This window comes from Paenibacillus oleatilyticus (assembly GCF_018998565.1).
In the GTDB taxonomy this organism is placed as follows: domain Bacteria; phylum Bacillota; class Bacilli; order Paenibacillales; family NBRC-103111; genus Paenibacillus_G; species Paenibacillus_G oleatilyticus.
Map to the genome: position 1 here is coordinate 686066 of NZ_JAHNZO010000001.1, position 11863 is coordinate 697928.

Consider the following 11863-nt stretch of genomic DNA (forward strand, 5'->3'; position numbering starts at 1 on the left):
GCCTTCCCAGGAGACATCTTCATGGATTTCATTGCGCTTACGCATGCTTGTACCTTGATAGCGCTCAGCTATATGGCACTTAAGATACGCAATCTGCTGGTTATCGAACGCTTACAAGCAATAGCCGTGCCTGTGCTGACGGGAGCCGCCAGCATCGTGATGATGCTCTTGCCCTTGCCGGGGGACTCCCTGTTCAGCGACTTGAAATTCGCGCCGATCGTCATGGCCGGCCTTCGCTTCGGCTGGGTCTCCTCACTGCTGTCTACCTTGCTTCCTGCGGGGTACATGCTGCTGGAGCACAAGCCGGACTGGGGCATCGAAGCCGTTCAGGCGCTTCTGCTGCCCGCCATCATCAGCTCGCTGTTTCATCGTAAAGAATACGATTCCGGTTATTTTTTCATTCGAATAACCGACGGGTGGAGCATCTGCGCGATTCTCACCGTGGTACGCCTGGTTTCGCATGTCCAGCTGGAGACGGCCCAAACCTCGCTGTTCTGGCTGTCGCAGCTGCTGATGCTCGTCTTCTCGGGGCTGGCGGTCATGGCCTTGATTTATATGTTCAACGACGAGAACAAAATCTGGATGATGCAGCGGAAGCTGGAGCTGGAAGCGAAGCAGGATAACCTGACCCGGCTCCCGAATCTGCGCGGCTTTATGGATATCGCCAAGCGGACCGTCCGCAGCCGGCGCATCGCGATCATGATGATCGATATCGACAATTTCAAACGGTACAACGATACGTTCGGACACCTGCACGGAGATCAGCTTCTTCGGGAGGCCGGACAGTTGCTGAAAACAGCCGTCCATGAGCAGGACTACATCGCCAGATACGGTGGAGAAGAATTCATTGTCTTAAGCCACATGACGGATGAAACCCAGCTGTCGCACTATGCGGACTGGCTGCGCCACACCATCGAAGAGTACCGTTTTTACGGGGATTCCGTGGCCGGAACGACGATTTCGATCGGCATCTCCATTTCCCGCATGCCGGGAGACGAGCTCCGCCGGCTTATTGCCGAAGCGGACGAGGCGCTGTACGACTCCAAGCAATCGGGCAAAAACCGCTATACGTTCTACCGGACGGATCAATCGCAGCAAAAAAACGCTTGAAGCATTCTCGGATCGATGCCGGGAAGCTTGAAGCGTTTTTGAGTTGAAGACGTCAGGTCAATTCCTGGGCCTCGGGTTCGAGCACGACCGAATCCGCAAGCATATCCTCACGGGTCACGGCCCATTGCTCGCGGCATGCCCGAATCATGCCCGCATCCATGATGCGCTTGTCGTTGATGACGCGCGAGAACCATTTGACCGCTTGGTTATACTGCTTCAGCCGGCGGCTGAGCTCCCCCATTAGGTACATGAGACGGGCATTGTTCATCTCCGCCGCTTCCGTCTCGAATGCCCGCGTATACTCATCCAGCGCATGCTGCAAAAACCGGGCTTCCTGCTCCTTGTCGTTCCGGTAGCGGTAAAGCCAGGCGATATGGTGCAGCAGCCCGGCGGTAATGCGCCCTTTATCGTTGACCGTCTGGGCCGTAACGAGCGCAAGCTTGTAGGCGTAGAGCGCCTCCTCCCACGTCCGTTCGCCCCCGTAGTCCTTGTACGTCCAATGATCGGCGACTTTTTCAAGGAATGCCGTTTTTTGCGCGGGCGTCAGCCGGTCCTTGGAATTCTCCGTCCCCGCAAACCCGCAGTGGGGGCAGATGCGCACGACATAATAATCGGGGTTAATGTCCTTATAATGAACGCAGAAATCGGTGTCGGTGCCGGACGCCTTCTTGAAGCTCGGGCGGACGCGGGACGTTTGAAAGACGGCGTCGCAGTGATGACATCTGACGCTGATTTGAAATAAAGGTTCGACCACGGAACACACTTCCTCAGCTTCGTTTTCTGGTTTCGATAAGCTTCGTTAGCTATTGCTATGGCTGTTGACAAAATGATACGCCGGGCCCTTCAGCCGCTCCAGTACGGCAAGCCGAAGCTCCCGTTCCATCCCCGTTTCTTCCAGCGCCTCCGCCATACAGCCGAGCCAGGCGTCCGCACGCTCCGGCGTGATCGGAAACGGCAAATGCCGCGCACGCATCATCGGGTGCCCGTACTGCCCGGAATACAGCGGCGGTCCGCCGAAAAATTGCGTCAGGAACAAGTACTGCTTTTCCATGACCGGCGTAATGTCTTCCGGGAACAGGGGCCCCAGCAGCGGATGCGCCTGCACCTTCGGGTAGAACGCCTCCACAATGCTGCGGATGGCCGCCTCCCCGCCGATCGCTTCGTAAAACGTCAACTCCCGTTCTTCCCGGGTCATGCAGTTCATCTCCCAACGAAAAAAGATGCTAAGCTGCCTTGCACCTTAGCATCGTTATTTTGTAAAACGCTTTATACATCCTCTTCGCCCGACGTCATCAACGTCTCCCTAATGACATACACAAAAGCGCATACGAGAATTCCAGCAATGATACCCATCATCTGAAATCACTCCCATTCTCATATTGGTACTATTGTACCATACATAGCTCGAAAATTCAGCCTTTTTCTGACGGCCCGGCAACTTTTTCGTCTCCATGCCGGCGCGTCCGGGAGGCATGTCTCCCCGCGGCGGCTCATATATCAGAATGACAGGCCTTTCTCGAAAGGAAGTGGTACCTTTGCTTGGCAAACGAATATCCGTCCATATCGCCGCATCGCTCGCCGTCCTGCTGGCCTGCTTGATGCTCACTTTCCCCGCCGAGGCGTTTCACGCCTCGCTGAAAGGATTATCCATCTGGTGGGACGTGCTGTTTCCGGCGCTGTTCCCGTTCTTCGTTATCGCCGAAATCATGCTCGGGCTGGGTATCGTGCATTTTTTCGGCATGCTGCTCGATCCGATGATGCGGCCGGTATTCCGCATTCCCGGCATCGGGGGCTTCGTCATGGCTATGGGCTTCGCCTCCGGCTATCCGATCGGCGCGCGCCTGACGTCGCAGCTGTGGACGCAGCGGCTCGTCAACCGGGAAGAAGGCGAGCGGCTGGTCGCTTTTACGACATCGTCCGACCCGATTTTTCTGATCGGCGCCGTAGCCGTCGGTTTTTTCCACGATGCCGCGCTTGCGGGCGTGCTTGCCGCGGCGCATTACGGCTCGGCTCTGCTGATCGGCCTCCTGATGCGGTTTCACGGCAAGCCGGGGAAGCACGCAGACGAATACCGCCAGCAGACGTTCACGTCTCTCCTGGAAGCCTCCCCCGGCCAGCCGCTGTGGCGCCGCGCTTTCGAAGCGATGCACCATGCCCGGATGAACGACGGCCGGACGCTGGGCACGATGCTGCAGCAGGCGTTGGCCTCGGGGCTGTCGATGATATTCGTGATCGGCGGGCTCGTCGTCTTTTTTTCCGTCGTCATGGAAGTGATGGCTTCCGCCAAGGTAATGAGCTTGTTCGATGCGGCCATCGAATCGGTGCTGGGCGTCTTCGGACTGCCGCTCCCGCTCGCCGAAGCGGTAGCGAGCGGCTTCTTCGAGGTGACGCTCGGGGCCAAAGCCGCGGGTTCGGCAGCCGGCGTCCCGCTGGTGTATCAGGTGGCAATCGCTGCCTGGGTGCTGTCCTGGGCGGGACTTTCGGTGCATGCGCAGATCATCAGCCTGCTGCACCATACGAACCTGCGCTACGCGCCGTTCGTCGCGGCCCGATTCGTCCATGGCCTGCTGGCAGCCGGGCTTGTCATCGCTTTGTGGCGGCCGCTTGCCCCTTATCATGCTGCGCTTGCCGCCTTTTTCCCCGTGCCGGATATGAACCGCCCGCTGGAGACGCTGGCGCAGCACACGCTTCCGGCGGCCGGACTTACGTTTGCTGCGGTGCTGGGCGCATCGCTGCTCCTATCCTTCTGCTTTCTTATAGGGAAAAGATGTATGAAGCGGATTCGATCATAAGATACTACTAGGAGCCAACAGAAGCGTATCCGGTTCCCTGCTTCCGCAGTCGAGGAACCAAATTCAGGGTCGAGGTGAAACGATGTATACGATGTTCCATCGAAGAGATTTGGCACTGCCGCCTGCGATCGGGCGTTTGACCGAGCTTGCTTTCAACCTGTGGTTCAGCTGGAACGACGGGGCCAAAGAGCTGTTCGCGGCGATCGAGCCGAAGCTGTGGGACCAGTTTCGGCACAATCCCGTACGTTTATTGACGGAAACGGATGCGGCCGTGCTGAAGGAACGGTCGGAGGACGAAGCCTTCCTCCAGCGATACCGTGACGTCATGGCCGAGTGGGACGCATACCGGGAGGCGGAAACGTGGTTTCAGAAGGAATACCCGCAGCATACCCGCCAGGCAATCGCTTACTTCTCGGCGGAATTCGGCTTTCATGAATCGCTTCCGATTTATTCGGGAGGGCTTGGCGTTCTGGCCGGGGACCACTGCAAATCGGCCAGCGACTTGGGTGTACCGCTGGTCGGTATAGGATTGCTTTACAAGAAAGGCTACTTCGATCAAAAGCTGGATACGGAGGGAGGGCAGCTGGCCGAAAATATCGCCTACGACTTCAACAAGCTGCCGATCGTCCCCGCCTACGTTCCCGTGCTGGAAGGCCAAGCGCCGGCCGAAGGTCAAGGGAACGGCGCGCCTCCGCTGCGCGAGTTGACCGTTGACGTGCCGCTGGCCGAACGGACCGTCCGCTTGAAGGTATGGCAGGTGCAGGTCGGCCGTGTGCCGGTCTATTTGCTCGATGCCGATCTGGAGGAAAACAGCCCCTGGGACCGCGAGCTGACAGCTCAGCTGTACGGCGGGAACCAGGATATCCGGATTGCGCAGGAGGCGCTGCTCGGCGTCGGCGGCGTCAAAGCGCTGCGGGCGTTGGGGATTCCGACCGGCACGTTTCATATCAACGAAGGGCATGCGGCGTTTCTATCGTTTGAGCGAATCCGCGAGCAGCTTGACAAAGGCCTGCCGTTTCACGTCGCGCTGGAGGTCATCCGCGCGAGCACCGTATTTACGACCCATACGCCGGTACCGGCCGGACACGATGCGTTTCCGCTCCCGATGTTCGAATATTATTTCAGCCGCCTGTTCACCGATTATCCGTCCGCCCGGCGGGAATGGACCCTGCTTGGGCTCGACGAACCGAAGCAGCTGTTCAACATGACCCACCTTGCCTTGAACACCTCCGCGCTGCGCAACGGGGTCAGCAAGCTGCACGGTCACGTGTCGCGCGAGATGTTCCGGGCCTTCCACGGCGGCATCGACGTCCCGGAGGTGCCGATCGGGCACGTGACCAACGGCGTCCACCTGAACACATGGCTCGCCCCCGAGCTCAAGGAGCTGTTCGGCCGCTTTTTGCCGGGGACATGGCTGCGCCATCAAGCCAATAAAGACTCGTGGAAAACGGTCGATCTGGTGCCAAGCGAATCGCTCTGGTCCGTTCATATGGAGCTGAAGCAGCGGATGATCCGGCTCGCCCGCGCCAACCTGCGCGAGCAGCGGCGCCGCAACAGCCTGCCGGCGGACCGGATCGAGGAGGTCCGGAACTACTTATCACCCGACGCGCTGACCATCGGCTTCGCCCGGCGGTTCGCGACGTACAAGCGGGCCAATCTGATTTTCAACGATTTGGACCGGCTGGACCGTTTGGTGAACGATCCGAACCGTCCGGTGCAGTTCGTCTTCGCCGGCAAGGCACACCCGGCCGACCATCCCGGGCAGGAGATGATCCGCGAGATCTACAGAGTGTCCGAGACAGACCGGTTCCGCGGCAAGATCGTGCTGCTTGAAAATTACGACATGAACATGGCGCGCCACCTGGTGCAGGGGGTGGACGTGTGGCTCAATAACCCGCGGCGGCCGTACGAGGCGAGCGGCACCAGCGGCCAAAAAGCCGCGATGAACGGCGTCATCAACTTCAGCGTGCTGGACGGCTGGTGGGAGGAAGGCTACGACGGCGCCAACGGCTGGAGCATCGAATCGAGCGACGGGGCGGATGCCGGTACGCAGGAGCGCGAGAACACCGAAGCGATCTACCGGCTGCTCGAAACGGAGATCGTGCCGCTCTATTACAATCAACGCCCAATCCCGGCCCAATGGATCGCCCGGATGAAGCGCTCGATCCGCACGCTCGCGCCGGTGTACAATTCGGACCGGATGGTCATGGAGTACGTGAACGAATTTTACGTCCCCGCCTTGAAGCGGACGCAGCATTTTGTAGCCAACCGCTATGACGAAGCGACCAAAGTCGCCGATTACAAAAGGTTTATCCGCAAAAACTGGCATTACGTCCGCGTCGCCGAGCTGAACGATCCGCAAGCCCACCCCAACGCGACCACCCCGAAGGAGGTTACGGCTACGGTGAAATTCGGACCGGTATGGTATAAGGATACGGCGGTCGAGATCGTCTATTACGAGGAAAAAGCGGACCGCTGGGACCCGGTGATCGTAACGATGGAGCCCGTACGCGAGCTTGGAGACAATACCGTGCTGTACCGGGCCACGATTCCCCCTCATCTTCAGCACGGCCCCCATTACAGCGTGCGCGTGTATCCGGTAAGTGCGAACTTCGCCCGCCGCTTCGAGCTGCCGCTGGTGACGACCTTTTAACGGAACGCCGGGTCACGTCTCGATCCAGCCTTTGTTTTGGGCGATCGTCACCGCATCGATCCGGTTTTTGGCTTCGAGCTTCTGCATGATTTCGGAAATATAGTTGCGCACCGTGCCCGGAGATAAAAACAAGGCGCCGGAAATTTCGCCCACCGTCGATCCTTTGGCCAAGTGCCGCAAAATAGCCTGCTCCCGCTCCGTGAGCGGGTTTTCTTGTTCCCACATCGAGTAGGCGAGCTCGGGACTGATGACCCGGCCGCCCGCATGAATGGTGCGCAGCGCGCCGGCCAGCTCGGATACGGGGGCGTCCTTCAGCAGATACCCCTGTACCCCCGCCCGGATCGCGCGTTGAAAATAGCCGGTCCGGGCAAAAGTCGTCACGATGACGACTCGGCACCGGCTTCCCTCCGCTTTCAAGCGCTCGGCCACGTCGAGTCCGCTGAGCACCGGCATTTCAATGTCCATGACGCAAAGATCGGGGGCCAGGCTCAGGATAAGCCGCAGCGCCTCTTCCCCGTCCCCGGCTTGACCGACAACCTCAATATCTTCTTCCATCGAGAGCAGCGTGCTCATCGCACCCCGCAGCATGCCCTGGTCTTCCGCAATGACGATTTTCATCATTTTTCCTCCGTTTGCTGCCGTTTAACAACGTTCGGAACGGTAATGGTCAACGTCGTTCCCGTCTCCTCCCGCTTGGAGAACTCCAGCGTCCCTTCAATGAGCGACAGCCTCTCCTTCATCCCCAGCAGGCCGCTTCCCGCCTGTCCGAGCTTACTTCCAGCGCCGTCAATCCCGACGCCGTCGTCATGCACCTTAAGCACATAGGAGCCGGATTTCTCCATCAGCTCCACCTTGCAATGCTTCGCCCTGCTATGCTTGACCACATTGGTCACGGCTTCCCGAAAGCACATGCTTAGGATGTTCATGACGACGGGGGTGGTCCGAATCCGCTCCGCATCCCCCGCCGTCTCAAAGCCGATCCCGGCCGAGCTCAAAATTTGCCCGGCCTGCCGAAGCTCGTCTACGAGATGCACCGCCCGCATATCGGAGATGAGCTCCCGGACCTGCTTCAGCACAGTTCTCGACGTCGTCTGGATATCCTTTGCTTCCTGCACCGCCCTTTCGGGATCGTGCGGGATGAGGCGCTCAACCAGTTCGCCCTTCAGTGTAATCAGAGACAGCGTATGACCGAGTGTATCGTGCAGGTCTCTCGCGATCCGCTGGCGCTCCTCGTTTTTGATCAGCCGCTCAATCTCGTCGTTCGCAGAACGCAATTGCTTGCGCAGCTGTTCCGCTTTCCGGTGGGAGTTCATGGCGAAGGGCAGAATGGCAAGAATGATCAGGCTGGGAATAAAGTCGAGATGCACCGCTTCGCCCGCTTTTTGATAAAACAAATACATCGTCAAGACGAAGGCCGCCACCATGTACGCGACGGTAAACGCCACTTTGCGGACGGTAGGAAGCATGCCGATCGCCATGATGCAGTAGAAGCCGAAATATAAAAAAGAGGGGTTATACACGTACCCCAAAATCGCGACGGAGGTAATCTGAATCAGCGCATAAACGAGCCGCCCCTCCGTGTTCCAAAGCGCCTGCCGGAAGGCAAGCGCCAGGATGGCTACAGCCGCGTAGCCGATCCACGCTTTCTGGAAAGGCAGCTGCAGCAAGTAATATAGAGGGATCGTCATATTGATGACCCAAATGAATCCGAAATGCTTCATATTCTCCGGAAATAACCGGAATGGCAAACGCAGCTTCATTTACACCGCTTCCTGTTTTTTGGCGAGATAAGAAGATAGTAACACAAAAACGATCAAATACGCAGCCAAAACGGTCAAACTGGTCCATTCGGGCAGATGGCCGGCAATGAGCGACCAGGTCCCGTTTCCGAAATTGTAAGACGGCGTCCAAACGGCGATCGCCTTCATCAGCGGCGGCATCGCATCGACGGGCATCCAAAGGCCGCCGATCAGCGACAGTCCGATTTGCAGCAGACTGGCGATCACTTGGGCGAATTCCGCCTTTTTGACCATGCCGACGAGCGTGCCGAGCGCAAGGAACGTGAGCGAACCGATCAGCAGCCATAAGCCGCAGCCGACCCATTGAGCTGCGCTGAGCTGAACCCCTTTGATCAAGCCGCCCGCCAAAAACATCACGGCGATAATCGCCGCATTCACAACCGACATAGAGACGATTTTGGCGCCGACGTACGCACCGGAAGGCAGCGGCGTCACATGCAGACAGCGCACCCAGCCTTGCGCCCGCTCCTGGGACATGCGGACTCCTAACGTATTAATGCTGATGGACAGCAAGCCGAAGGCCGTCATCGACATGAGATAATACGTCTTCCAGGCGGTTCCGCCCGCACCGGAGTCACCCCCGGCGGAGTTCGTAAAAATAAGATAAAACAGCATCGGAACGCCGATGGAAAATATAACGACCTTTTTGTTGCGAAGCGAGCGCAGAAGCTCTGCCTTGCATTGGGCGATAAACATGTTCATTTTCGTATCCTCCTGTGCTTCCGAGTGCTTTAGACCGTTGCTTCCGATTCCTGCAAGCCGACCAGCGATTGAAAAGCGTCTTCCAGCCCGCCCTTGTGCGTTTCGATATCCTGAATGTCGAGATCGCTGCGAATCAGCGCATATAACATGCCATCCGTATCATTGCCGTACAGCTTCACGCGGCGGCCCGTCCACTGCACGTCGGTGACGCCGGGCAGGTCCAGCAGCCGGTTGGTCATCACATTCGATCCGGCGGTGAACGACACGTGCCGGTTGCCGGCGCTTTCCTTAATTTCGGCCAATGTTCCGTCGGCAACGATTCTGCCCTGGTTGACCACGACGACCCGGTCGGCGATGCTGTCGGCTTCCTCCAAATAGTGGGTCGTCAAAATAATCGTCCGCCCACTGCCGGCAAAGGAGCGGATCGTCCGCCAAAACAACTGCCGCGACGTCACATCCATCCCCACCGTCGGTTCGTCCAGGAAGATCAATTCCGGATCGCCGGCCATCGCCAGTGCGAAGCCCAGACGCCGCTTCTGTCCCCCGGACAGCGAAGTGGCGTACTTGCCCCGGTCGTCTTCGAGCCCGGAAATTCGCAGCAGCTCTCCGGTCGATAACGGGTTTGTATAATAGCTGCGGAACAGATTGATCGTCTCCTCCACCTTCAGACTGTCGATCACGCTTACCTCCTGCAGCATCGCGCCGATCCGGTTGCGGACGGCCCGATCCCGCGGACTGCCGCCCATCAACCGTACGGTGCCTGCCGTGGGGGCGGTCAGCCCCAATATCATGTTGACGGTCGTCGATTTACCTGCGCCGTTGGGCCCAAGCAGTGCGACGATGCTGCCCTGCTCGATATGCAGCGTCATGTCGTCCACGGCTTTTTTCTCGCGGTATTGCTTGGTTACATGTTCGAGTTCGATCGCGTACTTCATGATTTCATCACCTTTGCTGTTCGGGTTAACTTCCTTGGTTAAATCATATAATTCCGCGGCCTGAGGCTGTAGTTATTCGTATCATCTCTTTCGGGTGATAAATATCATCTCGTGCTCGGAACGGCACAAAACAATAGAGCCTGCTCTCCGACCGAAAGCGTCAGGAGGGCAGACTCGCGCGCGCAAAGCCGGGAAGACGCTGGAACGAACTCGAACTCCGCGCTTCCGGCATTGTGTTATTTTACATTATTGATTATTATGGATGTAAACGGTAATGAAAGTTTCAGAAAATCATACCGTGTGGTGATAACTGATGAACTGGTCCTTGGCCTTGGCAAACGAAACGGTTGTTTTCCCCAGAAGCTGCAGTCTCATCGTGGTAGGCGAAACCAAAGAGGGCTCGCCCTTTTGCTACGAGGACAGCTTTACGCTTCTCAAAGCTTCCGCGGAGCAACTGACGGTCACGCTCGATGCCGCGTCGATCCATCCGCTGGAGAAGCTGCATCATGTATGCTTTATTGAATTTTCTTTCCGCGAGCAGGGCATTCTGTATTATGCTTTGGTTGATTTGCTGCATTTGGAAACGAAGCGCAATGTATGCACGTTAACCTTAACCGCGCCGCTGGAGCTGAAGCAGTCGCAGAAAAGGCGCTATCCGCGTATTGCCCTGCCTACCCGCACGCCGGTCACTTCCCGGATCGTCGGGGTACGGGAGCAAATATCGCATCAGAACGTGGCGTTTACGGGACAAATCCTGGATTTGTCCAGCGGAGGGATGGCGTTTATGACGTCAACCCGCGTGTTTTGCCCGCTCGAATTGGAATTATCTTTTGTTCTTCCCGGCATTGCCCAGAAGATTACGGTCTATGGGGAAATCGTGCGCGTGGCCCATTTCAGCAGCGATGCTTACCGGGTAGCCGTGCAGTTCCATCGTGTTCCGGACAGCACTGCCGCGCTTATGGAGGAGTATTGCTCCGCTTCGGGAGCCGACAGCTGACGAAAGCGGATAGTTATAGGAGGATAACCGGTTGAAATACAATGTGATACACCGTGGCGATGACATCTCCATCCAATTGATGCACAGGTTTCACGAATTGATCCGTCAGTACGGGCTCATTCACGAAGAAGCGTCCCCCGATATCGTACTGTCTATTGGCGGCGACGGGACGCTGCTTCATGCGTTTCATCAATATAAGGACCAGCTCGATCACATTGCATTTACCGGGATTCACACCGGAAGACTCGGTTTTTTTGCCGACTGGAAGCCGGATGAAGTCGAGCTGCTTGCCCAGCTGATGGGCGAGAGCGCCAACCAAAACGACCTGCGTGCCGTCAAATATCCTTTGGTCGAGATCCAGATCACGACTCGGCAAGGGATTGAAACGGAGCTTGCGCTGAACGAATTTACGCTGAAAGGCGTCGACGCCACGCTGGTTGCCCAGCTGCATATTAACGACGAGCTGCTCGAGACGTTCCGCGGCGACGGCATCTGCATCTCCACGCCGTCGGGAAGCACCGCCTACAACAAAAGCTTGGGCGGCGCCATCGTGCATCCGTCGCTCGATGCCATTCAGATTGCGGAGATCGCTTCGATCAACAATCGCGTATACCGTACGCTCGGTTCGCCGATCCTGCTGCCGAAGCATCATCACTGCGACATTTATCCGCGCGCGAACCAAAATATTTTGCTGTCGCTCGATCACTTGTACATGCAGCGCAACGATATCATCTCGATCCGCAGCCTGGTCGCCGCCGGCAAAAAGGTCAAGTTCGCCCGTTTCCGCCCGTTTCCGTTCTGGAGCCGCGTACGCGAGGCGTTCATCGGCTATGACATGGTCTGATCACGCTGCAATGGGCTGGTGTAAAAAGACC

At 57.6% G+C, this 11863-nt stretch carries 11 protein-coding genes; 5 read left to right on the plus strand and 6 right to left on the minus strand.

The window, feature by feature from the left end:
• Positions 1 to 21: 21 nt before the first annotated feature.
• A complete protein-coding gene (locus KQX66_RS02955) occupies positions 22 to 1110 on the plus strand; it encodes a GGDEF domain-containing protein (protein WP_216789425.1) in 1089 nt (362 codons plus the stop codon).
• 52 nt (positions 1111 to 1162) lie between these two features.
• On the opposite strand, the gene KQX66_RS02960 is transcribed toward KQX66_RS02955, so the two are convergent.
• Positions 1163 to 1864: a DUF2225 domain-containing protein gene (locus KQX66_RS02960; protein WP_216789426.1), complete on the minus strand. Its 702-nt coding sequence runs from the start codon at positions 1862 to 1864 to the stop codon at positions 1163 to 1165.
• A gap of 45 nt (positions 1865 to 1909) precedes the next feature.
• Entirely contained in the window at positions 1910 to 2305 is a 396-nt protein-coding gene (locus KQX66_RS02965; RefSeq protein ID WP_216789427.1) for a globin domain-containing protein, read from the minus strand.
• 340 nt (positions 2306 to 2645) lie between these two features.
• Here KQX66_RS02965 and ylbJ point away from each other — a divergent pair, with 340 nt between their 5' ends.
• Together ylbJ and glgP are read left to right on the plus strand one after the other, a co-directional pair.
• A complete protein-coding gene (ylbJ, locus tag KQX66_RS02970; protein WP_216789428.1) occupies positions 2646 to 3902 on the plus strand; it encodes a dipicolinic acid transporter SpoVV in 1257 nt (418 codons plus the stop codon).
• A 91-nt stretch (positions 3903 to 3993) separates the two neighbouring features.
• The gene (glgP, locus tag KQX66_RS02975) at positions 3994 to 6555 is read left to right on the plus strand and encodes an alpha-glucan family phosphorylase (RefSeq protein ID WP_253956848.1); all 2562 of its coding nucleotides are present in this window, start codon (positions 3994 to 3996) and stop codon (positions 6553 to 6555) included.
• A gap of 12 nt (positions 6556 to 6567) precedes the next feature.
• On the opposite strand, the gene KQX66_RS02980 is transcribed toward glgP, so the two are convergent.
• Genes KQX66_RS02980 through KQX66_RS02995 form a run of 4 tightly spaced genes read right to left on the minus strand, consistent with a single transcriptional unit; the run spans position 6568 to position 9991 of the window.
• Positions 6568 to 7176, minus strand: a complete 609-nt coding sequence (locus tag KQX66_RS02980) for a response regulator transcription factor (RefSeq protein WP_216789431.1) — start codon at positions 7174 to 7176, stop codon at positions 6568 to 6570.
• A complete protein-coding gene (locus KQX66_RS02985; protein WP_216789433.1) occupies positions 7173 to 8315 on the minus strand; it encodes a sensor histidine kinase in 1143 nt (380 codons plus the stop codon). The genes KQX66_RS02980 and KQX66_RS02985 overlap by 4 nt, the downstream gene beginning before the upstream one ends.
• The gene (locus tag KQX66_RS02990; protein WP_216789435.1) at positions 8316 to 9056 is read right to left on the minus strand and encodes an ABC transporter permease; all 741 of its coding nucleotides are present in this window, start codon (positions 9054 to 9056) and stop codon (positions 8316 to 8318) included.
• A gap of 29 nt (positions 9057 to 9085) precedes the next feature.
• Entirely contained in the window at positions 9086 to 9991 is a 906-nt protein-coding gene (locus KQX66_RS02995) for an ABC transporter ATP-binding protein (protein WP_216789437.1), read from the minus strand.
• A gap of 313 nt (positions 9992 to 10304) precedes the next feature.
• Here KQX66_RS02995 and KQX66_RS03000 point away from each other — a divergent pair, with 313 nt between their 5' ends.
• Both KQX66_RS03000 and KQX66_RS03005 read left to right on the plus strand, forming a co-directional pair.
• Positions 10305 to 10988 (plus strand): flagellar brake protein, encoded by a 684-nt coding sequence (locus tag KQX66_RS03000; RefSeq protein WP_216789439.1) that lies wholly within the window; start codon positions 10305 to 10307, stop codon positions 10986 to 10988.
• A gap of 31 nt (positions 10989 to 11019) precedes the next feature.
• Positions 11020 to 11832 (plus strand): NAD kinase, encoded by an 813-nt coding sequence (locus tag KQX66_RS03005; RefSeq protein WP_216789441.1) that lies wholly within the window; start codon positions 11020 to 11022, stop codon positions 11830 to 11832.
• Positions 11833 to 11863: the final 31 nt, after the last annotated feature.